Source organism: Mucilaginibacter lutimaris, from assembly GCF_042676625.1.
In the GTDB taxonomy this organism is placed as follows: domain Bacteria; phylum Bacteroidota; class Bacteroidia; order Sphingobacteriales; family Sphingobacteriaceae; genus Mucilaginibacter; species Mucilaginibacter lutimaris.
Window position 1 is genome coordinate 103020 of sequence record NZ_JBHTIA010000005.1, and the last position, 24108, is coordinate 127127.

Below are 24108 nucleotides of genomic sequence, written 5' to 3' on the forward strand. Positions count from 1 at the left end.
TATAATTTGTGGGTCTATGGACTTAAAATTTGTGCTTCATCCCTAACAGTCCCCATATACCGCCGCTATGGATGGCCAGGATCTTACTGCCCGGTGTAAAGTGATCCTTCGCGGCAAGGTCATAAATGGCGTAAAGCATTTTGCCGGTGTAGATGGGCTCTATTAGGATGCCGGTTTGCGCTACAAATTGTTTAATAAAAGTTATAAGTTCGGTTGTGGTTTTGCCATAGCCGCCAAAATCATAATTGGTGTATAAATTATAACTGGCAGGCGCTGTTAAAAACCTGTTGATCTCTTGGCGCATGAAATCGCCGTTTTTAAGAACGGGTATGGCGTTAAATTGGGTAGGTAGTTGATGTTTGGTTAGCCCGTTAATGATGCCTGCCGCGGTGGTGCCTGTTCCGCAGGCGCAAAAAATATGGTTGTACGTTTGGGGGAGTTCATCAACCAGTTCGCTTACCCCTTTGGCGCCTTCGGCAGATGCCCCGCCCTCGTCTATAAAAAAGGCTTGCCCGTCATCGCCAAAAAACTTTTGAAACAGGGACTCCTTATCACGGTAGCTTTCGCGGTCGGTAAATATTAGTTGCATGCCGTGCAGCTTGCAAAGAAAAAGGGTATCGTTCTCCACTTCCTCGCCGCGCACAATACCGCTTGCCTTAAAACCAAATTTTGCTGCCGCGGCCGCCGTTGCCAGCAAATGGTTAGAGTATGCCCCGCCAAAAGTTATAAGATGTGTTTTTTTTTGCGCTTGTGCCTGTTGTAATACGTACTTAAGCTTTCGCCACTTGTTACCCGATATGATGGGGTGGATAAGATCATCGCGCTTGATAAAAACCTGCAGGCCTTTTGCCGCAAAAAGCTCGTTTTGTATAGGCTGTACAGGGCTGTATATGTCGAGGTTGATGTCCACGGGGTGAAGTTAGGAAAAATATCAGGCAGATAATTACTCACCCCGAAAAGCCTCACCCGTGCCCTCGCAAAGGAGAGGAGGTGAAAAGATTTCATCGGGTAAGGTCGGTGGCAGAAGTGTGTCGCTCGTGTAGTTTACTCACCCCGACGCCGCTTCGCTGGTCGACCCTCTCTGCTTCGCAAAGAGGGTGGGGAGCCTCAACCCGGTCCTCTCCAAAGGAGAGGGAGGAAAAGTTACCCTCTTTCCGCTTGCGGAGAGAGGGGTGGTCGAGCGAAGCAATGACCGGGTGAGTAGACTATACACCCAGAACCAAATTTCCCCTTATAGCCTAAACGCTTTTTTGTTATTTTTGCCGCATGATTGATGAAACGGCCATAATTGACAGCGACGAGCAGGATCTGTTTGAACACCTGCGGGTGGTTGTTGATAAGGGGCAATCGTTACTGCGGATAGATAAGTTTTTGATGCACCGGGTAGAGAATGCATCGCGCAACCGCATTCAGAATGCTATTGATGCCGGCAACGTTTTAGTTAACGATAAAGTGATTAAAGCCAGCTACCGTGTTAAACCGCAGGATGTTATTTCGGTAGTATTGCCACACCCGCCGCGCGATACCGAGGTTTACCCCGAAGACCTGCCCATAGAGATTGTTTATGAGGATAACGATGTGCTTGTTGTTAACAAGGCTGCCGGCATGGTGGTGCATCCGGGTTATAACAATTACACAGGTACTTTGGTTAACGCGCTGGTTTATCATTTTAACCAGCTGCCAACCCTGCCGGGCAATGATGGCCGCCCGGGATTGGTACACCGCATTGATAAAGATACTTCGGGCTTGTTGCTTATCAGCAAGAACGAGCGCAGCATGAATTACCTGGCCAAGCAGTTTTACGACCATACCATCAACCGTAAATATATAGCGCTTGCCTGGGGGGATATTGCCGAGGATGGCACCGTTACCGGTTACATAGGCCGCAGCGTTAACGACCGCAGGGTAATGTCAATATACGACGACCCAGAGAAGGGAAAATGGTCGGTAACGCATTATAAGGTGCTCGAGCGTATGGGCTACGTTACGCTTATTGAGTGTAAGCTGGAAACAGGCAAAACCCACCAGATACGCGCGCATATGAAACATATTGGCCACCCGCTTTTTAGCGACGCGATGTACGGCGGCGATAAAATTTTAAAAGGGACCGTGTTTAGCAAATACCGCCAGTTTGTAGATAATTGTTTCGAACTCATGCCACGGCAGGCACTGCACGCGGCTTCGCTTGGCTTTGTGCATCCCTCGCTAAAAAAGGATATTTACTTTGAAGCCCCGCTTCCGGCTGATTTTGAAGCCGTTTTGGAGAGGTGGCGAAAATATACCAGCGCCAACGCACCTGGGCAACAGGATTAAATAAAATTTGCGCAATCTAAATTGGTAATAAGCCGTTAATAGCACTAATATCATAAGTTTAAAATCTGCAAATTTGCACAGCCAAAAACTACTAATGCCGCCTGTTTATATAAATTTTAACGGAGAGATAATACCTGCAGATAGTACATTGCTTACCATCGCCAACAGGGCGTTCAGGTATGGCGATGGCTTGTTTGAAAGTATGCGGGTAATGAAGGGCAAACTCAAATTCCCCGAGCTGCATGCCGAGCGCCTGCAAAAGGGGATGAAGGCGTTAAAGATAGACGGCTACTCGCAGGCTGATAGCTGGTTTTTAAAAGAAAAAGTTGAGGAGCTTGCCCGCCGTAATAAAATAAAACATGGCCGTTTGCGCCTTACCGTATTTCGCGACGCGGAGGGTTTGTACACGCCAACTCAAAATAAAATGGCTTATTGTCTGGAGATCCAACCCGTTGAGGAACCACGCTATTTTTTGAACGAGCGCGGCCTGATCATGGATGTATATACCGAACTGCCCAAGCCGCTTAACTGGTTATCGAACATTAAAACCTGTAATTCGCTTATTTATGTAATGGCAGGTATATACAAACAGCAAAACAAGCTGGATGATGTTTTTCTGATCAACCAGAACCGTTACCTGTGCGAGGCCAACAGCTCTAACATATTTGTTTGGTATCAAAACCATTTATATACACCTGCCCTAAGCGAGGGCTGTGTGGAGGGCGTAATGCGCCGGGTGGTGATACAACTGGCATTAGATAATAACATCCCGGTTACCGAGGCCCAGATTAACCCCGAAATATTAAACGAGGCCGACGAGGTTTTTTTAACCAATGCTACCAAAGGCATCCAATGGGTTATGGGCTACGGTGTAAAACGTTACTTTAACCGCATTAGCAAAGCGCTAATGGATGAGTTGAATAAGCTTTAAAATTGGTGAAGGGTAGCTCCTACGGAGCAAAGAAATCTCTGATTTTATTTTCTACAAAGCGTTAGTTCCTACGGAACCGATTTGCGCTGTTCAATAGTTGTAAAGAGAAAGTGCCTCATAGAAGTTACAGCTTTATGGAAAGCTTTAACCGCATTAGCAAAGCGCTGATGGATGAGTTGAATAAGTTGTAAACTTTTCCGGTGAAGGGTAGCTCCTACGGAGCAAAGAAATCTCTCATTTTATTTTCTACAAAGCGTTAGTTCCTACGGAACCGATTTGCGCTGTTCAATAGTTGTAAAGAGAAAGTGCCTCATAGAAGTTACAGCTTTATGGAAAGCTTTAACCGCATTAGCAAAGCGCTGATGGATGAGTTGAATAAGTTGTAAACTTTTCCGGTGAAGGGTAGCTCCTATGGAGCAAAGATGTTATTGCAAACTTTCTACAAAGCGGTTGTTCCTACGGAACATACTTGCATATGATAACAAGCATTTTGTGTGAACGCTGCCTAAATGCCCCATCGGGGCTGCCGCTGTTTAGAAAGCCCCAAAAGGGTCTATTTGCTCCGTAAGCGCTACCCAATATTTTTCAGTAAATTTAAATACGTTGCCTAATTGCCCCATTGGGGCTACCGCTTTGTAGAAGGCCAATGAAAAATCCTTTGCTCCGTAGGAGCTACCCTTTTACTGTAAATTATTCAGGGTCTTTAAATATATAACGTTCATCAAAAGCTATATCAAAGCTTTTAAGTAAATGGCGGTATTCATCTAAAAATGAGATTTTTTTATGATGCTCTTGTTGGTTGTTAATATACTTGACAACGTTATCAATTTGCGATTTGCTGTAGGTGAAAGCGCCGTACCCTTCCTGCCAATGAAATTTAAATGGTGTTAATTTTTCTTTATTGATCCATTCCGAGGAATCTCCTTTTACCAAACGCATCAGATCTGAAAGGGATCGTATAGGATTCAATCCAACAAACATATGTATATGGTCGGGCATGTTATTTATGGCCAACACTTTATGACCGTTGTTTTGCACTATTGCTGTAATGTATAATCGTAAGCGCTTATCCCAATTTATACTCAATAAAGCATCGCGATTTTTAACCGCGAAAACAATATGTACATAAAGCTGAGTGTAAGTATTAGGCATTGCAAATTAATTTACAAGTTGTTCTGCCTCTATCTCCGCCAAGATCCCATCCCATAACGCAACCCTCGCCCGCAGCGCTTGTTTAACAGCAGTAATTGCTTGTGCCCATTTGTTATCATCATCGCCGCAAAGTTCGGCCGTCATTTGGTAGGCTAACTGGGAGTGGTGGTCGCCGTCGACTTCTATGTGGCGCTCCAGGTAGTAAAGCAATATCTCCACTTTGCCGGGCAACTGCCCGTTTAACTTTTTAACCATTTCTATAAACATACCGGGAATCAAATCCTCCCGACCAAACGTAAATACAGCCGCCTGCAAAAAGCTTTGGTTAGTGGCAATTACATTAAAGGTATGTTTAACAAACTCCCGGGCGGCTTGCGGCATCTCTGCCTTTACTAAAGCAACGTTTAAATCCTTTTGTATGCTAAGCTGCTTAAACAACGATACAATAGCTGAGGTATTGGCACCGGCTTGCTCCATAGCTTTCAGGTACAGTTCGAAGTGGCTGGTGCGGTTGCCTTTATGGTCTACGTCGCTTTCTTCGCCGGTAACTATTTCATTAATAAGGTAGCGGGTATTGGCATTGCCTACGGGCATCCAGGGTAGGGTGGTGCAGGTAAGGTTTTGCTGCAACGCTTTCAACAGCGACATGAAATCCCAAACGGCGAATATGTGGTGCTGCATAAAGGTATGCAGGCTTTCAATGGTATTAATATTGCGGTATAGTTTGTGTGCTATCAGTTGTTCGCGTAATGGCTCAATTTCTTGTTTTAGCTGAGCTATTCTTTCAGTAATATTCATTTATAATAATTTATACTATATGCTTATCGGGGTGCTGCCTTGTATCAAATAATCTCAAAATTATTACACGGTCTTTATCTATCCGATAAAATATTTTTAATCGTTTATGTGCTACAAAGGCCCGAATTTGTTTTTCCGTTACTTCATGGCTTCCAATCTCGGGGAAAGATTGCAATAAGCTGAGGAAGTTGATGATCAGATTTTTGAATTTTATAGCAGGTTGGCTGCCAAACTCTTCTTTTATGTAATTAATGATATTGTCAAAGTCCTTATCAGCCCTTTTTGATAAAACAATCTTAAGACCAGTTGGCATACTTCGATCTTAGTTCATCAAGTGTTGTAAGGTTGTCCTCATCTTTACTTTCCTCGTAGGCATCTAAAACACTTTGTTGCTGTGCAAGCGATAAGGTACGCCAAACCGAACCGTCAGAATTTATGGATTGGCTCATGGCCCCCAAAAATTGTGCTATTATTTCAGGATCGTCTGTTTTATCGATAAGACCATGAAACTCCGATTTTAATTCCGCCAATGTCATATTTATAAAATTACCTGTTTATGCCCTTAAATCAAAATGTCTTCAGATGTTACAATTTATTACCTCTTAAAAACTCCTCTATCCCCATTCGCTTTTTGCCTTCCAGTTGCACATCAGTTACGCTGATGAAACCATCGGCAGTGGCAAATTTTAGTTTGGTTTTATTATCTGTTATAAAGCCGCCGGGATAAATACCGGGTTCGCCGGGTTCGTGGGTAGCGGCGTATATCTTCAGGATCTTATCATTTAGCATGGTATAGGCCGTTGGTACGGGGCTTAACCCGCGAATGAGGTTGTACACCCGTTCGGCAGGTTGGCCAAAATCTATCAGGCAGTCGGCTTTAAAGATCTTTGGCGCGTGCTTTAATTCAATGCCCTCGGCCAGTTCTTCCTGCGGGTGCTCATGGTAGCGGCCGCTTTCTATCCCCTTAACGGTTTTTACCAGCAGGCCCGCGCCTTTGTTCATGAGTCGGTCGTGCAGGTCGCCGGCAGTTTCATTGCCGGTTAAGGTTACCTTTTCGGTAAACAGTATGTCGCCGGTATCAATATCGTGCTTCAAAAAGAAAGTAGTAACGCCGCTTTCCTTTTCGCCGTTTATGATGGCCCAGTTAATAGGGGCAGCGCCACGGTATTGCGGAAGTAACGACGCATGCAAATTTATGGTGCCTTTTGGCGGCATATTCCATACCACTTCGGGCAGCATCCTAAAGGCTACAACCACCTGTAGGTCGGCCTTAAGCGCTTCCAGTTCGGCTATAAATTCGGGAGCTTTCAGTTTTTCGGGCTGCAGCACTTTTATGCCGTTGGCATCCGCATATTGCTTTACTGCCGATTGATTTAACTTTTGCCCGCGGCCGGCCGGTTTATCGGGAGCGGTTACCACGGCAACAATATCGCAACCGGCCTTTATCAAAGCATCAAGCGATGCAACAGCAAACTGCGGGGTGCCCATAAATATAATTCTCATTCGCGCGCTATGGTGTTTAATGTTTATTGATAATATTAATTGTAAAGCAGGTATTTAGCCCTTATTGCCTTAAATTTTGTTAAACCGGGTTCCCAGCTCTTACGAATTTCGGCCTCGGTTTTTCCGGCAATTATTTGTTTGCGTAATTCATCGGTCCCGGCCAGCCTTTTAAAATAAGGTATAAAAAATTGAGCCTTATCCGGGTATATCTTATACATGTCAATTACCCAGGCTAAATTAAGTTTTCCGCTGCTGCGGATGGTTTGCATATTGTAATTTTTAAGATCAATGCCATAGCAAACGGTATCCTGCAATGGTGGCTTATCGCTCATGCCCGGTATGCTTACCGGTTTAAAATTAAAATCGTATTTATCTTTAAATAAGGGGCTACCCACCACCTGGAAGGGGAATAAAGTACCGCGGCCAAGGCTAAGTTTAGTGCCTTCGAAAAAGCAAATGTGCGGGTACAGCAATATAGATTGTGCCGTATTTAAATTTGGCGACGGGTTAACCGGCAGCACATAATCCATATTACGGTTGTAGTTGCCCACCTTTACTATCTTTAGCTTACATTTTACTTTGTTTTTTAACCAGCCCTGCCCGTTTATCATTTGCGCGTATTCGGCAATGGTCATGCCATGCAATACCGGAATGGGGTGCATGCCCACAAACGAGCGGAAACCGACTGTATCCAGTATGGGGCCATCTACATAAACACCGTTAGGGTTTGGCCTGTCCAGTATCATCAGCTCTATATTATTTTCGGCGCAGGCCTCCATAACGTAATGCAGGGTAGATATATAGGTGTAAAAGCGGGTGCCAACATCCTGCACGTCAAAAATCATCAGATCGATGCCTTTTAAATCTTCGGGCGTTGGTTTAAAGTGCTTGCCGTAAAGAGATATGGCAGGCAGGCCGGTAACCGCGTCAACCGTGTTGCCAATGGTTGCGCCATCGCTGGCATTACCTCTAAAGCCATGCTCGGGCCCATAAATTTTTTTAATGCCAACACCCAGTTTTAACAAGCTATCAACCAAGGGCTTTTTGTTGGGGCCTATAATGGATGTTTGGTTTATAAGCATCCCAATTTTGCGGTCTTTAAGGTATTGCAGGTAAATGTCCAGCCTGTCGGCCGCGGGCAGTATGGGTGCGGTTATTTTTTTTACCGCAACAGCCTTGTTGGTGCTCTTGGCTGTTTTTGGGGCCTGTGCAAAATCGTCGCATTTTAAAAATAGCAGGCTGAGCGCAATAAGGGGTGTGTGTAGTTTGATGCCGGTCATAAGTATTTTGATGTTAAAGCAAATTTAAAAGCAGTTTGTTTAAGTGTAAAAACGCATCTTTGCGAAGGTACAAAAATCATTTCAGCATTGAATTTCGCCGGGTTTATATCAAGTCGTATTACGTTTAAGAGTAAGCGTACCTTCTCTAAATTAATTGTCCGCATAGCCATTATAGGCATTATGCTGGGCCTCGGCGTTATGATCATATCCCTGGCGGTTATACGTGGTTTTAAACAAGAGATCCGCGAAAAGGTTAGAGGCTTTGCAGGGGATATTCAAATTGTTAAGGCAGATAACAACTCATCGTTCGACCGCGCATCTTTTACAGATAGTATCCCGGTGGTTAAAAACATCAAATCGGTTAAGCAGGTGGAGGCGGTTTACCCTTACGCTACCAAGCCCGGTATTATTAAAGCCAATAACGAAATTGAAGGCGTGGTTTTGAAGGGAGTAGATAAAAACTACAATTGGGATTACATTAAGAAAATGCTGGTTAGCGGCACTGTTATCCAGTATTCAGACACCGCCGAAGTGCAAAACCAACTAATGATATCGCAGCTTACGGCTAACCGCCTCCGTTTAAAAACCGGCAACAATGTGATGATGTATTTTGTGCAGGAGCCGCTGCGCAAACGCAAGCTTAAAATTGTGGGCATATTTAGCATTGGGGTTGATGAGGTAGATAAAACCTTTGTAATTGGCGACCTTGCCCTTGTGAAACGCCTTAACGATTGGAGCCACAGCGAGATTGGCGGCTATGAAGTGTGCACAACAGATTTCGCTAAGATACCGGCCACCGCTAACCATGTTGACGATAAGCTGCCCATCTTGCTAAAATCTACCACGGTGCTTGAAAATTACCCAACCATTTTTAGCTGGCTGGATATGCTTGATGTAAATATTATTGTGATGCTGGTGTTGATGATCACGGTAGCCATCATCAATATGATATCGGCCCTGCTTATTATGATACTGGAACGTACCGCAATGATAGGTATATTCAAGGCTATGGGAGCCGGTAACTGGGTTATCCAAAAGATATTTTTGTACAACGCCACCTACCTGATAGGTTTGGGCCTTATTTTAGGTAACGCCCTGGGCCTTGGGGTAGGTTACTTTCAGCAGCGAACACACTTCTTCAAACTTTCACAGGCAGATTACTATATGACCTTTGTACCCATCCGCTTTGTGTGGACGGATATTTTATGGGTAAACGCAGGTACGTTAATTGTATGCCTGCTGGTGCTAATTGTACCCTCTATGCTGGTTACGCGCATACAACCTGTTAAGGCTATAAGGTTTAAATAGCATTAATAAACATTATAAATTAAGCCAAACCTTATCAATTCACTACGTGCCTCAGCCGTTTCCGATCCCTTAGTAATAGATACGTAGTTTTTTAAACCTCGCGAGTAGCTGGCAGTTAAACCTATTCTTTTATAATAAAAGGCCGAACCAAATCTTAAACGGAAATCTGCAGGGGTATTTTCTGTAGTTTCATCAGTCAAGTAAATATTCTCATCTCCTGCCGAGCGGACTTTCTTATGACTGCTAATGTTTAATCCGATATCAACTCCAGGCATTAGATCGGCCCTAATGTTGCTAAATGCCAATCTGTAACCCAAATAAGGGTTTATATTAAAGAATAGTTTAGTGAATTTGCTGGTGGCATCAAACGGGCTTGTCATAGGATATGCTCCTCGTTGTTCGTCAACGTGCACTTTACTTATGAGCCTATCAAGCCCTACTTCTAAACCGCCGATAATGCTTTGTTTAGAAACATATTGGGCTTGTACTCCAAAACTATTGCCAAAAGTATATTTATTACCATAGGGGTTATTTTCCCTGGTATCTATAGTTGATCCACCCAAATTAGATGGTCCTATAAATGTTGTTGCGGTTGGATAGTTACCAGTGTAATGGGAAAAGTTTGCGCTTGCAAAAACGCTAACGTCGACTTTTTGACCAAATGATTGCACAGCAAGCGATAGCAATGCAATTACACATAAAGTTCTTTTCATGAAATGTGATAATACAGATTTAAGTATCAGCTAAGAAAGAAAAAAAATTATGCTAAGGCAATTAAATAGTTAAATAAATATTTTAGGCAGTTAGAATTATCTCTTCTGTGTTTTAAAGCTGAATTTTAAGTTGACACCACCTGCACCAAACTTAATATCCTGTGCGCCCAGGCCGCTTAGCGGGTACTTAACAAATGGTTCTATCACCAGCCTGTTACCACCTACCGGGTAACCAACACCAAACGAGAGGTTTAAAGTTTTGGCGAAGTAAAAACTGTTAAAGCTGTTATGCAGGGTTTGCTCCTCGGGGGCGGCATTGGTTGCGAAGCCCGCGCCGCCGCTGTAACCATAACGATAGGTATAGGTTTCGTTTATGAAAGTACCCGAGCTTAAACCGGCCGATATATACGCATCTGTTTTTTGAGGATTAAATTCGTACTTGATATTGATGGGTATATCTAACCCTACCAGGCTTGCGTTATAGTTTTTAAACACCGGTAAAACAGCGGCGGTGCTAAAAAGGCTTTCGGCCTTTAATGCAGGTGCCTCGCGGGCCAGAGCGCTTGCCGCCGGCGGGGCCTGGGTGTTATAGTTAAGCGAGTTTTGCGCTATAGATACACCTGTAGATAGCTTAAGTTTGTTGGTAAGCTTAAAATCCGACGTTAAACCCGCGCCCGCGTTAACCTGATTGGTGCTGCCCTCGGCGTAGTTAAAGTAGGTGGCCGCGTAAACGCTAAAGTTTACTTTTTTATCCTGCTGTTTTTCTGCCCGCTTGTTTGCTTTAGCGGTTTGGTTAACCTTATCGGCAGCAAACATATCCTCTATCGATCTTTTAACCGGTTGTGGCGGCTGTTTGCTCAAAGCGGCCGATGTACCGTTCGCATCGCCCTGTATAGCATTATTTACCGGCAAATTGTTGTTTGCCAGTTGCGGTTGTTTAGGCACATTGGCAGCAACTTTTTGGCTGTCAATTATAGTGCGCGATGGATCGGCAACGGCATTGTTATTATTGGGTATGATGTTATTTGGTTGTATCGCTTGATTTGCGGCCAACTGCTGCGCCAATGTTGTTGAATTTTGCGATGGCTGCGTATCTAAAACCGTATTTGTAGTTGCCTGTGTTTTACCGTTGATGGCTACGGATGGGGTAACTTCTACATAACGGGGGATAACAATATTATTATTAAACGCAGGGGCAGGGTTGTTCGCTATAACCTGTTCTGGTTTATCCGGAGTAATGGCAGTATTGTTAATGGCTGCCGAATCTTTTGCAGCGGGTTGCTGTTGCTTTACTGGCTTAACGGCCAGGTTATTTACGCTGGTATCTTGGTTGTTATTCCAAACCAAAACACCTAAAAACACTAATACCACGGCCGCGGCACTGCTCCACCATAGCCAGGCAACTTTTTTGCCCTTTTTACGGGCGTTAACCTTTGCTTGTAGCAACTCCCAACCATGGTTAGCGCCGGGGTGTTCGTAATTATCAAACACCTCCCTAATGTGGTTGCTTAGTTCTTTATCAAACTGCTCATCCATGGTTTCGTGTTTCGTTTGTTAATAAATGCCTCAGTTTATCTTTAGCCCTGCTTAAATAAACCCTTGATGAGCTTGCCGGCAAGTTCAGTATTTTGCCTATCTCATCGTGGTTATAGCCATCTATTTCGTACATGTTAAAAATTGTAAGCTGTATTTGGGGCAGTTGCTTCATCAGCCTCAAAATATCCTGCGCGTTTAAAGTATCTATAGCGGTTGCGTTGCTGCCAACATGAAAAGCATCCTCAATATCGGTGTTGGACTGGTGTTTAAGTTCCTTACGGCGCCTGTCAATGGCAGTGTTCACCACAATTGTACGCAGCCACGCCCTAAAGGGTTTATCGGCGTTATAGTTTGTTACATTATTAAAAACCTTTATAAAAGCGTCGTTAACCACTTCCAAGGCGTCATCTTCGTTAAGGCTGTAACGCATACTTACACCCATAGCGTAGCCATAAAACTGCTTATATAGTAGTTCCTGGTGTTTTACGCTGCCTGATTTACACTTACTGACTATTTCATCCTCAGTAATGCGGTGAAGTAACTGCATTAATTGTAATACTGCTTAGTTGAATATATGCAATACGCCCCAAAAACCGAAACGTTACAGTTACAACTAACTTTTTAAGATCGCCACTCTTTAATTGGTCTTTTTAAGATCGTATTGTAAGCTCAAAGTATCGGCGCTGTTAAGCACCATTTGCAAAATACTGCCGTTGTAAACAAAAAGATAATCGCCCTGCAGGTGCCTTTTAGTGTAATTGCCCGCTTTAAAAGTGCTGTCTACAAACCTGATACCGTTCCCTGCAATGCCATAATGCCCCTTGCTGCCCGCGTGTACGGTACTGGTATCGCCCAATACTTTAAACCCTACTCCCGGGGTTATAACAAGCTGGATGTTGGCCTTAGCCGTATCAAGTTTGGTAACATTCGGGAGCCTGCGTACCAATCTGAACTCGCCGGCGAAAGTACCTTCGGGGTTTGGAATAGGTGTGGTATTATTATCGTTAAAGCAACCTGCCGCAAGAATGAGTAAGGCCGGTAAAAAATAAATAAGTTTTTTCATCATTATCTGAGATTACAATTACCATTACGCATTAAACCTCAAAAACGCTACAATAGGCAGATAATTATTGCACTTTTTTCGCCTCGTTCCAAAACACATCCATTTCGGCAAGGTTCATGTCTTTTAGTTGCTTGCCCTGTTCCTGCGCTTTACCTTCCAGGTACTGGAAACGCTTGATAAATTTGCGGTTTGTTTTTTCAAGGGCATCTTCGGGGTTTATGCCTATGAAGCGCGCGTAATTAATTAAAGAGAACAACAGGTCGCCAAACTCGCCTTCGGCCTTGTCATGGTCAATGTCCTTTTCGTCGGCAACGTTATACTCATTTTTAAACTCCTGCAGTTCTTCTTCTACCTTGGCCCAAACCTGGTCCTTGCTGTCCCAGTCGAAACCAACACCACGCGCTTTTTCCTGTATACGCGATGCTTTTACCAAAGCAGGCAGGGAGGCAGGCACTCCGCCTAAAACAGATTTATTACACTCTTTCAGCTTTATTTGTTCCCAGTTGCGTTTTACATCTTCCTCGCTGCTTACCTCGGTATCGCTGTAGATGTGAGGGTGGCGATTGATCAGTTTATCGCAAATGCCGTTAAGCACGCCGGTAATGTTAAAGCTATCTGTTTCTGAAGCGATCCTGGCGTAAAAAACAAGATGCAGCATAATATCACCAAGCTCTTTTTTTATCTCGTCGGTATCGCCGCTCAATATTGCGTCAGACAGTTCGTAGGTCTCTTCGATAGTTAAATGACGCAGGCTTTCGAGGGTTTGCTTTTTATCCCAGGGGCAGTTTATCCGCAGGTCGTCCATAATGGTAAGCAATCGGTCGAACGCTGCTGCGGGTGTGTAAGCGGTAATGGGAGCGGTAATTGGCATGATGTTAAATTTGACATCAAAGATAAGGTATTACGCGGTAGTAGCAGTTGCGGTAGCAGTTGTAATATTTTAAGTGTTAGCGATAGCCATGCTACTGCTGCAGCTACTGCCACTATAAACTTTTAACCGCCCTAAGCATCTCTCGCTTGCCCGGCGCGCCCGGGGCCTTCTGCACCTGTAAGCCCAATGCTTTTATAGCGCGTTTTAAGTTGCCGGTGATGGCATAGGTTACAAACACGCCGCCGGGTTTTAAAAACTGAAGTGTATGGGCTATGGCTTCGTTGCTCCACATCTCGGGCTGGTAGGCGGCCGCGAAGGCGTCGAAATAAACTACATCAAATTTTTGTGCCGATGTAAAATTGCTTAGGGGGGTGGGGGCAACATCAAACCGAACGTAATTGTTCATGTTAACCTGCCCGGATAACGAGGCCGGGTAATGTTCTAAAAAGCTTTGCCATATGCCCGCAGGTACGTATTGGTCGTAGCCGGTTTGGCCAATCATTTCCTGACTAAGCGGGTAAGCTTCTATGCCGGTATACTGTAGGTAAATTTGCTGTTGGGTACAAAAGTCGGCGGTTAGTAAAAAGTTTAAACCAGTGCCAAAGCCCACTTCCAGCACAGAAACCTCGGCATTGAGAGTTGCCGAATTAGCTAAAAAATATTCGAGTCCCGAATGCAAAAACACGTGCCTGCTTTCCTGCAATGCGCCGTGATGCGAATGGTAGTTTTCGCCAACCCGCGCATTGTAAATGGTGTTTGAACCATCGGCGGTGGGTACTATTTGCAGGTGGGGAGTGGAGGCGTTTTCAGTCATGGCGGCGGGCAAATTTAGCGAAAATAGTAGAGTTAGGCGCATAGTTTACTCACCCCGACGGTGCTGTGCTGGTCGACCCTCTCTGCTTCGCAAAGAGGGTGAGGAACCTCACCCCGGCCCTCTCCAAAGGAGAGGGTGAGAAAAAGTTTTTTACCCTCTTTCCGCGCAGCGAAGAGAGGGTGGTCGGGCGAAGCAATGAGCGGGTGAGTAGGGTGAGCGGAAAAATTAGTTAGGCGCATAGTTTACTCACCCCGACGGCGCTGCGCTGGTCGACCCTCTCTGCTTCGCAAAGAGGGTGGGGAGGCTTACCCCGGCCCTCTCCAAAGGAGAAGGTGAGAAAAGTTTTTACCCTCTTTCCGCGCAGCGAAGAGAGGGTGGTCGGGCGAAGCAATGACCGGGTGAGTAGGGTGAGCGGTAAAATAGGCGCTCGCATAGTTTACTCACCCCGACGTCGCTGTGCTGGTCGACCCTCTCTGCTTCGCAAAGAGGGTGGGACCTCACCCTGGTCGTCTCCAAAGGAGAGGGTGAGAAAAGTTTTTTACCTTCTTTCCGCGCAGCGAAGAGAGGGTGGTCGGGCGAAGCAATGGCCGGGTGAGTAATAGACCGGGTGAGTAATAAAAAAGCCCCTCGGTAAAAAGGGGCCTTAATCACAAACTATTCCTATTATCCCATAAACACTTAGTAGCAATTTTAATTTTCTTAGGCCGTCATCGCCAGCAGGCGGTTTAGCTTATTGCAGTAATCGGGCAGGCTAATATGGCCTTTATCATATTCTTTAACCAATTCGTCAAGTTCTTTTTCAACCAATGTTCGGTCAACCGTTTTTTCGGCGCAGGCAATTTTTAGCGACTGTACCTTTTGCTGGGCCGATTTGCGCATATATAATGGCTGCACATCTTTAGCATCTGTTAATACCTTGTTTAGTTTTTTACGGTTTTTCTTGTCAAATTTTAATATTAAATACACCAAAACAGAACCCACCACCAGGAAACAAAAGAAGTTAACAGTAGAAGAAGTAAACAGGTCGTTCATATAAATTAATCGTCTTCGTTATCGATCTATCGTTTTTCAATTTATAGTGATCTGGTTGGTTTTAATTATTACGCAGATGCCGTTACATAGGTTGCATGTATTTTTAAAATATTGTTAAACAGCTGTTCAAAAAGAAAATAATGTTTAATTGATCCGAAAAATTAACCGCTGTTTAATGCCTGAATGTTATGTTTTTATACCTTTGCGGCATGTTATGCGGGCGCTTAAAAGCTATATTATATGGTTCTGTTTTTTTATTGGTGATGGTGGCTGCTTTGCCGGCAATATCTCAAACCAAACGAAAAAACCAAACAGGGGGCGAAGAAGCGACAGCCGCCCATCCGTTTAAGTTTAAAACCATTGTTATTGATCCGGGCCATGGGGGGAAAGACCCGGGCGCGCATGGCGCATATTCTAACGAAAAAACCATCGCGCTAAGCATCGGCAAAAAATTAAAAGCGGCTATTAACAATAGCATTAGCGGCGTGGATGTAATTATGACGCGCAGCACCGATAAATTTATTGAGCTGCACAAACGCGCCAACATCGCTAACGATGCCAATGCAAACCTGTTCATTTCCATCCACTGTAATTCATCGCCCGAAAGGGTTAGCCCTAACCGCGGAGTGCTGCTGCTGGTATATGGTTTTCACCGCAAGGGCGAGCAACTGGAAGCTATCCGCGAGAATGCGTCTATATTTATTGAAAAAGACTACAAGAAAAAATATAACGGTTATGGCGAAGACGCGGCTGTTAACGCAATTGTATTGGCCGCGTTTCAACAACGATACCGTAAGCAAAGCATCCAGTTTGGTAACCTGTTAAACCATCAGCTTAAAGTAGAGAACGGCCGAAAAAGCCTTGGCGTGCGCGAGCAGGGCGTGCTGGTGTTGCAGCAAAGCGGTATGCCCGGCCTGTTGTTAGAAACGGGCTTCATCAACAACCCTTCTGACGAAAAATACCTAAACTCTGATGCCGGACAAAACGATATTGTGCAATCGATATTGGTGGCCATAAAAAAATATAAAGAGAGTTTTGAATAGAAGTCCTTGCGGGTATAAAATTTGCTGTTGTAAATTACATCATCAAACCAAGGCTTATGAAAACTCCAACAACATCCCGCCGAAATTTTATTCGTAACGGTGCCATTGGTGCCGGTGCATTGTTGCTTAGTCCGGCTTTATCTGCCCTTGCCGAATCAAAGGATAATAAGCGCCTGGGCATAGCGCTGGTTGGGTTGGGCGGCTATGCCGGCGGGCAACTGGCCCCTGCGCTGCAACACACCAAAAATTGTTACCTGGCGGGCATTGTTACAGGTACACCTGCCAAGGGCGATGACTGGTCGAAAAAGTATAACATCCCTAAAAAGAATATCTACAACTACCAAAACTTTGATGAGATAGCCAAAAATCCTGATATAGATATCGTGTACGTAGTGCTGCCGGTTTCGATGCATAAAGAGTACACTATACGTGCGGCCCGTGCGGGCAAACACGTTATTTGCGAAAAACCTATGGCGCTTAACGCAGCCGAATGCCGCGAAATGATAGCCGCCTGCAAAAAGGCGGATAAATTGCTTTCTATAGGTTACCGCCTGCATTTCGAACCGCATACCCAAGAGGTAATGCGCCTTGGCCAAAAGCAAATATTAGGCAAGGTAACTAAGGTAGATACCGCCAATGGCTTTACCTACAACGGCGACCCTAACGCGTGGCGGCTTAAAAAAGCGCTGGCAGGTGGTGGTGGCCTGATGGATATGGGCATTTACGCCATACAAGGTGCACGCTATACTTTAGGGCAGGAACCCATTGCCGTAAAGGCCACGCAAGAGAAGACCCGCCCCGAATTATTTAAAGATGTAGACGAAACCGTTTACTGGGAACTGAAGTTTCCGGGCGGACAAAAGGTTACCGGCAAAAGCAGCTATAACCACGATTGGAGCTACCTGAAGGCCCAAGCCACCAATGGCACCTTTGAACTGCAGCCTGCCTACGGGTACGACGGCCTTGATGGTAAAGTGAACGGCAAACCCATGAACATCCCGAACATCATACAGCAGGCCGCGCAAATGGACGATTTTGCTACCTGCGTAAAACTTAAAAAGCAAAGCCGTGTGCCCGGCAAAGAGGGGCTTAAGGATATGAAGGTGGTTGATGCCATATACCGCAGTTTAGATAGCGGGAAGTGGGAAACGATCTGATCTGTTGCTGCCATTCTCGGTTTATATGTTAGTAGAACAGGGTGCAATTGAGTGAAAAGGGGTTATATTTACATCTCTTACATAGCGCGATATGCACCTAAAACGAATCATCCTGATGGCCATTATACCGCAATTATTATCTATGCTGAGTTTCGGCCAAAAAATACCTTATGGTAAAAACACGGCGGTTGGTAAATATTACGATGTGCGCGGCATAAAGCTTTATGTAGAAGAATACGGCACAGGCGAACCCTTATTAATGATACATGGCAATGGCGGCGATATGAGCGCCTTTAGCGAGAATGTACCCTACTTTAGTAAAAAATATAGGGTGATTTTGGTTGATAGCCGCTCGCAGGGCAAGTCTGTTGATACCAGCCCATCCATCACCTTTGAACAAATGGCCGATGATTTTGCGGAGTTGCTAAATGTGATGCACATACCCAAAGCGTATGTATTGGGTTGGAGCGATGGTGGTATCAATGCCATATTAATGGCTATACGCCATCCGGATAAGGTGATCAAATTTGCATCAACAGGGGCAAATATTACGCCCGATGCTTCCAGCTACGCCGACCCTAACGGCTGGCCAAATTCTAAAAAATATTACGAGCAAAATAAGAACCGGAAATGGCGCACAGCCAAAGAAAGAAACAACTGGAAAATGTTTATGCTCGACTGGGAGCAACCGAATATCAAACTAACCGACCTGCATAAAATAAATTGCCCCGGCCTTATCATTGCCGGCGACCACGATGTAATTGCCGATAAACATACCCGTTTAATACAGGCCAATATCCCCGGCTCGCAACTTTGGATAGTGAAAAACTCCGGCCACGGTACGCTTATAGAATATGCCGCGGAGTTCAACAAAAGGGTTGACGCGTTCTTTACAGGCAAGTAATAATTGTCATCACTTATTCAAAAAAGATGTTTAAACATCTTTTTTGGTTTGCATATGAAACCTTTGTATATCTTTGATGCACATTCAAATATTAAACGAAATAATTAAACAAATGAAAAAGATCTTAACCTTAGCTGTAGCCGCATTATTTATGCAAACGGCATTCGCGCAAAGCACCTGGAAAGCAGACAAAGCACACTCACAAGTTAAATTTACCATTACCCACCTTGCGGTATCTGATGTTGATGGTACTTTTAAAGATTTTGACGCGACCATCGTTGCCGCCAAACCAGATTTTAGCGACGCTAAATACTCATTCACTGCTAATGCTGCATCGGTAAATACAGCTAATGACAACCGCGACGGTCATTTAAAATCTGCCGATTTTTTTGATGTTGCCAAATTTCCAACAGTAACTTTCGAAAGCACAAACGTTAAACCTGCAGGTACCAACAAATACAAAGTAACCGGTAACTTAACCCTGCATGGTGTTACTAAAGCTATTGTATTAGATGTTACTTACCGTGGTACCATCACCAACCCAATGACAAAAGGCCCTGATGCCGGTTTTAAAATTACCGGTACCATCAAACGTTCTGACTTTGGTTTTGGCTCAAAATACGGCTCACCAATGCTTAGCGACGAGGTTGAACTTAACGCAAGCGGCGAATTCCTGAAACAATAATAGTTTTTCGTATATCAACAAAAAGGCGGCCTTTATATAAGGGCCGCCTTTTTTATGCTCGTATATTTTTTTAGATCCGTTTAAAGGTTAGTGTCTTACCTATAAACTTGTAATGCCAGTATCCCTTTACTTTAAGTGCCCCGTCTTTATCAATATAGGCCGATGAATTCCAGTGACGGCCGTGTTTGGCATCGTATATTATACCATCTTCCCAACTGTTGGTTTCGGGGTTGTAGGTAAGTTTTTCCAGCACGTTCATGCCCAAAAGCTTACGGCTGCGCAGGGCAGGGTTGGGGTTATTTTCATCCGTCCAGTAGTCAAGCTCCTTGGTATTATCATGGTCGTCGAAATCAACAATCTTAGCCTTAAATTCCTGTCCTTCTTTATAAACCTGTACAATTAATTTTTCGTCTTTTAATTGCCACTTGCCGCAAACCTTTTCAGCGGCGGCCGCATCGTTTTTTACAACAGGTGTATGGTAATTTGTACTACCAACAAGCATTAAAGCCATAAAGCTACATAAAAACTGATTTGCCATATTAGTGTCAATTTGTTAATACAATATAGACAATAGTAATGCCAGTTTTACAATCTATTTTTCAGGAAAAACAAAATTATTTATAGTATCCTGTTAAAAGTCATGGTTTTACCTAAAAGCTTAACCTTCCAGTACCCTTTTACCTTTAAAAGGCCGGCCTTATCAATGTAGGCGGAAGCGCTCCAATATTTACCGCTTTGCACTTCATAGATCTTACCGCTTTCCCAGGTGTTAGAGTTCGCGTCGTACCGTAGGTTCTCCACCACATCAAGCCCAAGCACTTTACGGCTGCGTAGGGCAGGGTTGGGGTTTTTAATGTCGGTAATGGTTTCCATGGGCTTTGCTTTGGTTACGCCCCCGCTAAACCAAATTATTTTTGCTTTAAAAGTGTTTTTATAAGGGTAAACCTCAACTGTTAAGTTCTTCTCGCTCGATTGCCATTTGCCGCAGATCAGGTTGGCTTTGGCAATATCATCCGGATCTGTAGTTGTGAAAGAACAAAGTGCCGTTAGCAGTAAAATAAAAACGTAGCGCATATTGGGAATTAGCTGTTATTTAAAATAGCTTATACAATAACGCATAATTACATAATTGTTTATATTGAGCACAACAAATCATCCAATAATCAACAAAAGGTTTTATTTTAGTAGTTTAAACCTTTTATGAAAAAAATCTCCTTTTTACTGATATTGCTATTAGCAATCCTATCATTTCAGTCTTGCACAAAAGATAGTATTCCTGCTATCCCCAAAACAAAAACTTATTTACTGAAACAGATCATTACTGATAACCGGATTTCTGAAACATTTACGTATGATGAAAAGAATAGATTAAAAACCTGGCTAATTCCTGAGGTGTTTGAATACAGATTTGTTTACGATGCGCAGGACCGTTTAACTGAAGTGCAGACATATGATATTCATGTATCATTGGTTACATATGTGTCGAGATATACCTATGAAGCTAATAAAATTCATATCACAAAGAAATACGATTATCAGGACACGCACACCATAACAAAGCAAACGTATGAATTGTCCAATAATAAGATTGTGAAAAAGACTTATGACGATGACCCTGTTTATTCCTATGAATATAAGTATGATAGCAAGGGTAATCTTATATCTTCCAAAGAAATAAATAAAAATAATCAAAGTCAAAATTCAGAAACTGTGTTTGTTTATGATGATAAAAAAGATCCATTCAGTATGGTCAAAGGAAGTAATCCCTTTTTTTTCGGCCCGGATGGTCGTAGCAGCGGTCCCAATAATTTAGTAGAATCAAGAACTATTGGGCAAGAGCCATACGCGCATTTTACTTTCCAGTACAACGAAGACAACCTTCCTGTTTCAATGGTGGCAGATTATAGGGATTTCGATGACAGCAATGTTACCTACGAGTACATCATCAAATAACACCCCAACGAAAACGTTATAGTGAATTGATTGCCTCCGGGATGCACCGGGGGCTTTTCACTTTTATATATTTGGTTTGTAAACCAAAATACGTTGCTTACTTGTATGAAAAAACTGCCATTGCTGCTGCCTTTATTAGGGCTGGCCATATCTGCTTCTGCTCAGCAAAAAAATATATACCACAAAGGCTGGGTAGATTTTAATAAGAATGGCCGGATGGATGTGTTCGAAGACCCATCGCAAAACATAGAAAAGCGCATTACCGACCTGTTAAGCCAGATGACCGTAGAAGAAAAAACCTGCCAGATGGCTACCCTTTATGGCTATAAGCGCGTGCTGAAGGATGAAATGCCAACCGCTAATTGGAAAAACGAGATATGGAAGGATGGAATAGCCAATATTGATGAAGAACTGAACAACCTTACCTCGCATACCGATGATGCGCCCACCCAATACTCTTACCCATTCAGCAAGCACGCGTCGGCTATTAACACCGTGCAAAAATGGTTTGTAGAAGAAACCCGCATGGGTATCCCCGTAGATTTTACCAACGAGGGCATCCATGGCCTTAACCACGACCGCGCCACCCCGCTGCCCGCGCCAATAGGTATTGGCAGTACTTGGGATAAAGCCCTGGTTAGGCAGGCAGGCCAAACCGTTGGCCGCGAAGCTAAGGCACTTGGCTACACCAATGTATACGCGCCCATACTCGACCCGGCACGCGACCAGCGCTGGGGCCGCGTAGTGGAATGTTACGGCGAAAACCCGTTCCTGATAGCCGAAATGGGCAAGCAAATGGTATTGGGCATACAGGAAGAGGGCGTGGCATCTACCCTGAAACATTATGCTGTTTACAGCGTGCCCAAAGGTGGCCGCGATGGCAGCGCCCGCACCGACCCGCATGTTGCCCCGCGCGAGATGCACCAGATTTATCTATACCCGTTTCGCCGGGTGGTACAGGAAGCCCACCCCATGGGCGTTATGAGCAGTTATAACGATTGGGACGGCGTGCCGGTTACCGGCAGCTATTACTTTTTAACTGAGTTGCTGCGCCAGAAGTTTGGTTTCCAGGGTTACGTGGTTAGCGACAGCGAGGCGGTAGAATACCTGTTCTCGAAACATAAGGTGGCTATTGACTATAAAGAAGCCGTTCGGCAGGCGGTAGAGGCAGGCCTTAACGTGCGCACCAACTTTAGTCCGCCGCAAACATTTATACTGCCCCTGCGCCAGTTGATAAAAGAGAACCGCATCTCGATGAAGGTTATCGACTCCCGCGTGGCAGATGTGCTGCGGGTAAAGTTCCGTTTGGGGTTGTTTGATGATCCGTATGTAAAAGACCCCAAAGCCGCCGATAAAGTGGTGCATACCGCCGCGGATGCAGCCATGAGCTTAAAAATGAACCGCGAAAGCATGGTGCTTTTAAAGAACGAGAACAACCTGCTGCCCTTAGATAAAAGCAAATACAAAAATATATTGGTAACCGGTCCGCTGGCAGTAGAGAGTAACTACACCATAAGCAGGTACGGCCCGTCGCACAACAAGATCATTAGCGTGCTGGATGGGGTTAAGACCTACATGGGCGCTGCGGGTAAGGTGAGCTACGTAAAGGGCTGCGACATGGTGGATGCTACCTGGCCCGAAAGCGAGATCATTGAAACGCCGCTTACCGCAAAGGAGCAGGCGGGGATAGATTCGGCAGTGGCACAGGCAAAATTAAGCGACGTAGTTATAGCTGTTGTAGGCGAGGATATTGACCGTGTGGGCGAAAGCCTTTCGCGCACTGGCCTAAACCTGCCGGGCCGCCAGTTAAAACTGATACAGGCTTTGCAGGCAACCGGTAAACCGGTGGTTATGGTAATGATAAACGGGCAGCCGCTTACCATTAATTGGGAAAATAAATATGTGCCGGCCATTTTAGAGGCCTGGTTCCCCAGCGTACAAAGCGGGCAAGTAATTGCCGAAACTTTATTTGGCGATAACAATCCCGGCGGTAAGCTGCCTATCACATTCCCGAAAACAACAGGACAAATTGAATTTAACTTTCCATTCAAACCAAACTCGCAGATTGGGCAGGGTGGTAAAAACGGATGGGGGCATACCAGTGTTAATGGCGCGCTATATCCGTTTGGATACGGTTTAAGCTATACCAAATTTGAGTACAGCAACTTACAGGTGTCGCCGGAAAAGGGTCAATCGCAGGGCGATGTTACCGTTACAGTTGATGTAACCAATACCGGCCAGCGCAAAGGCGATGATGTAGTACAGCTTTACCTGAAAGACGATGTCAGCAGCGTTACCAACTACGAATATGACCTGCGTGGTTTTGAACGCGTTACCTTAAACCCCGGCGAAAAGAAAACCGTTACCTTTACCCTGCACCCCGATGACCTGGCCTTGCTCGACAAAAACATGAACTGGACGGTTGAACCCGGCACCTTCCAGGTGTGGATAGGCGCGTCGTCAGAAGATATTAAGTTGAAAAAGAGTTTTACTGTGGAGTAATGGGTTATGTTCGCTGATTAGTTTTTCGTTAGGTCCGGCAGTGAGTTTTGCTAAGCCTGTGGATGTTACTTTTTCTTTGCCTTAGCCGCAAAGAAAAGTAACCAAAAGAAAAGGCCAAGTCAAAGCGAAGCTTCCGCCCGCCCTGCCGGTTCTTAACGCCTTCTCCCGCTACCGCGAGTTCGAAAGCTAAACCGACATTCCCGCCATACACCCGGCCCGCCCGCTTTGACGTTAGGGCCACCGCCCGGGAAAAGTATCCTGAAAATTGTTTTATTATAAAAATGGCGTAACCCTCTGGAGTGCAAAAACAAAATTTAAACTACGAAAAATTTACCTTCAAATAAAAGCACAAACGGAACGACACCTCAAAATGCGACCTTGTCACATTCGGGTAGTACAGGCACTGCAGCAGCACCGACTTTAACAGAAGGTGGCGCAGTCGCGACTTTTCTTTGGTTACTCCTATGTTTGTATGGTACTTAAGTGAAAAGAGTTGAGAGCAGGTTTGGTTATAAACAGTTGGTATCAACATGTTCAAAGAAAGATACTG

At 44.5% G+C, this 24108-nt stretch carries 25 protein-coding genes; 9 read left to right on the forward strand and 16 right to left on the reverse strand.

Annotation, left to right across the window (positions count from 1 at the left end):
* Nucleotides 1-22: 22 nt before the first annotated feature.
* A complete protein-coding gene (locus ACFQZI_RS10215; RefSeq protein WP_377142084.1) occupies nt 23-910 on the reverse strand; it encodes a 1-aminocyclopropane-1-carboxylate deaminase/D-cysteine desulfhydrase in 888 nt (295 codons plus the stop codon).
* 356 nt (nt 911-1266) lie between these two features.
* Between ACFQZI_RS10215 and ACFQZI_RS10220 the strand changes: the two genes are divergently transcribed.
* Nucleotides 1267-2313 (forward strand): RluA family pseudouridine synthase, encoded by a 1047-nt coding sequence (locus ACFQZI_RS10220; protein WP_377142087.1) that lies wholly within the window; start codon nt 1267-1269, stop codon nt 2311-2313.
* A gap of 94 nt (nt 2314-2407) precedes the next feature.
* Nucleotides 2408-3244: an aminotransferase class IV gene (locus ACFQZI_RS10225; protein WP_377142090.1), complete on the forward strand. Its 837-nt coding sequence runs from the start codon at nt 2408-2410 to the stop codon at nt 3242-3244.
* Nucleotides 3245-3934: 690 nt separating this feature from the next.
* Here the strand turns inward: ACFQZI_RS10225 and tnpA are convergent.
* The 6 genes from tnpA to ACFQZI_RS10255 are packed head-to-tail and all read right to left on the reverse strand — an operon-like array spanning nt 3935 to nt 7977.
* A complete protein-coding gene (gene tnpA, locus ACFQZI_RS10230) occupies nt 3935-4396 on the reverse strand; it encodes an IS200/IS605 family transposase (protein WP_377142093.1) in 462 nt (153 codons plus the stop codon).
* A 6-nt stretch (nt 4397-4402) separates the two neighbouring features.
* Nucleotides 4403-5194: a DUF3050 domain-containing protein gene (locus tag ACFQZI_RS10235; protein ID WP_377142096.1), complete on the reverse strand. Its 792-nt coding sequence runs from the start codon at nt 5192-5194 to the stop codon at nt 4403-4405.
* 10 nt (nt 5195-5204) lie between these two features.
* Complete coding sequence (locus tag ACFQZI_RS10240) at nt 5205-5507, reverse strand: type II toxin-antitoxin system RelE/ParE family toxin (RefSeq protein WP_377142099.1); 303 nt, start codon at nt 5505-5507, stop codon at nt 5205-5207.
* Nucleotides 5491-5730: a hypothetical protein gene (locus ACFQZI_RS10245; RefSeq protein WP_377142102.1), complete on the reverse strand. Its 240-nt coding sequence runs from the start codon at nt 5728-5730 to the stop codon at nt 5491-5493. Before ACFQZI_RS10245 ends, ACFQZI_RS10240 begins: the two co-directional genes overlap by 17 nt.
* 49 nt (nt 5731-5779) lie before the next feature.
* A complete protein-coding gene (fmt, locus tag ACFQZI_RS10250) occupies nt 5780-6697 on the reverse strand; it encodes a methionyl-tRNA formyltransferase (RefSeq protein ID WP_377142104.1) in 918 nt (305 codons plus the stop codon).
* A gap of 35 nt (nt 6698-6732) precedes the next feature.
* On the reverse strand, nt 6733-7977 hold the full coding sequence (locus ACFQZI_RS10255; RefSeq protein ID WP_377142107.1) for an exo-beta-N-acetylmuramidase NamZ family protein: 1245 nt from the start codon (nt 7975-7977) through the stop codon (nt 6733-6735).
* Between the two features lie 87 nt (nt 7978-8064).
* On the opposite strand from ACFQZI_RS10255, the gene ACFQZI_RS10260 reads away from it, so the two are divergent.
* Nucleotides 8065-9285 carry an ABC transporter permease gene (locus ACFQZI_RS10260; RefSeq protein WP_377142110.1) on the forward strand — a complete coding sequence of 407 codons (1221 nt, stop codon included), beginning with the start codon at nt 8065-8067 and terminating at the stop codon, nt 9283-9285.
* Between the two features lie 2 nt (nt 9286-9287).
* On the opposite strand, the gene ACFQZI_RS10265 is transcribed toward ACFQZI_RS10260, so the two are convergent.
* From ACFQZI_RS10265 to ACFQZI_RS10295, 7 genes are all read right to left on the reverse strand, one after another.
* The gene (locus tag ACFQZI_RS10265) at nt 9288-9998 is read right to left on the reverse strand and encodes a hypothetical protein (RefSeq protein ID WP_377142113.1); all 711 of its coding nucleotides are present in this window, start codon (nt 9996-9998) and stop codon (nt 9288-9290) included.
* Between the two features lie 96 nt (nt 9999-10094).
* Entirely contained in the window at nt 10095-11534 is a 1440-nt protein-coding gene (locus ACFQZI_RS10270; protein WP_377142115.1) for a hypothetical protein, read from the reverse strand.
* Entirely contained in the window at nt 11527-12081 is a 555-nt protein-coding gene (locus ACFQZI_RS10275; RefSeq protein WP_377142118.1) for an RNA polymerase sigma factor, read from the reverse strand. Before ACFQZI_RS10275 ends, ACFQZI_RS10270 begins: the two co-directional genes overlap by 8 nt.
* Before the next feature lie 90 nt (nt 12082-12171).
* On the reverse strand, nt 12172-12600 hold the full coding sequence (locus ACFQZI_RS10280; RefSeq protein ID WP_377142121.1) for a hypothetical protein: 429 nt from the start codon (nt 12598-12600) through the stop codon (nt 12172-12174).
* Between the two features lie 61 nt (nt 12601-12661).
* Nucleotides 12662-13468 (reverse strand): nucleoside triphosphate pyrophosphohydrolase, encoded by an 807-nt coding sequence (gene mazG, locus ACFQZI_RS10285; protein WP_377142124.1) that lies wholly within the window; start codon nt 13466-13468, stop codon nt 12662-12664.
* 112 nt (nt 13469-13580) lie between these two features.
* Nucleotides 13581-14282: a tRNA (5-methylaminomethyl-2-thiouridine)(34)-methyltransferase MnmD gene (gene mnmD / locus ACFQZI_RS10290; RefSeq protein WP_377142127.1), complete on the reverse strand. Its 702-nt coding sequence runs from the start codon at nt 14280-14282 to the stop codon at nt 13581-13583.
* Nucleotides 14283-14981: 699 nt separating this feature from the next.
* The gene (locus tag ACFQZI_RS10295; RefSeq protein ID WP_377142130.1) at nt 14982-15314 is read right to left on the reverse strand and encodes a hypothetical protein; all 333 of its coding nucleotides are present in this window, start codon (nt 15312-15314) and stop codon (nt 14982-14984) included.
* A 188-nt stretch (nt 15315-15502) separates the two neighbouring features.
* Here ACFQZI_RS10295 and ACFQZI_RS10300 point away from each other — a divergent pair, with 188 nt between their 5' ends.
* From ACFQZI_RS10300 to ACFQZI_RS10315, 4 genes are all read left to right on the forward strand, one after another.
* On the forward strand, nt 15503-16357 hold the full coding sequence (locus ACFQZI_RS10300) for an N-acetylmuramoyl-L-alanine amidase family protein (RefSeq protein ID WP_377142132.1): 855 nt from the start codon (nt 15503-15505) through the stop codon (nt 16355-16357).
* Nucleotides 16358-16413: 56 nt separating this feature from the next.
* Nucleotides 16414-17514, forward strand: coding sequence for a Gfo/Idh/MocA family protein (locus tag ACFQZI_RS10305; RefSeq protein WP_377142135.1), 1101 nt, complete (start codon nt 16414-16416; stop codon nt 17512-17514).
* Nucleotides 17515-17605: 91 nt separating this feature from the next.
* Nucleotides 17606-18418 carry an alpha/beta fold hydrolase gene (locus tag ACFQZI_RS10310; protein ID WP_377142138.1) on the forward strand — a complete coding sequence of 271 codons (813 nt, stop codon included), beginning with the start codon at nt 17606-17608 and terminating at the stop codon, nt 18416-18418.
* 112 nt (nt 18419-18530) lie between these two features.
* Complete coding sequence (locus ACFQZI_RS10315; RefSeq protein WP_377142141.1) at nt 18531-19103, forward strand: YceI family protein; 573 nt, start codon at nt 18531-18533, stop codon at nt 19101-19103.
* 70 nt (nt 19104-19173) lie between these two features.
* On the opposite strand, the gene ACFQZI_RS10320 is transcribed toward ACFQZI_RS10315, so the two are convergent.
* Entirely contained in the window at nt 19174-19641 is a 468-nt protein-coding gene (locus ACFQZI_RS10320; protein ID WP_377142143.1) for a DUF2147 domain-containing protein, read from the reverse strand.
* Nucleotides 19642-19721: 80 nt separating this feature from the next.
* Entirely contained in the window at nt 19722-20177 is a 456-nt protein-coding gene (locus tag ACFQZI_RS10325) for a DUF2147 domain-containing protein (protein WP_377142146.1), read from the reverse strand.
* A gap of 126 nt (nt 20178-20303) precedes the next feature.
* On the opposite strand from ACFQZI_RS10325, the gene ACFQZI_RS10330 reads away from it, so the two are divergent.
* Nucleotides 20304-21056, forward strand: coding sequence for a hypothetical protein (locus ACFQZI_RS10330; RefSeq protein ID WP_377142148.1), 753 nt, complete (start codon nt 20304-20306; stop codon nt 21054-21056).
* Between the two features lie 105 nt (nt 21057-21161).
* Nucleotides 21162-23558, forward strand: a complete 2397-nt coding sequence (locus ACFQZI_RS10335; RefSeq protein ID WP_377142151.1) for a glycoside hydrolase family 3 N-terminal domain-containing protein — start codon at nt 21162-21164, stop codon at nt 23556-23558.
* Nucleotides 23559-24108 lie beyond the last annotated feature (550 nt).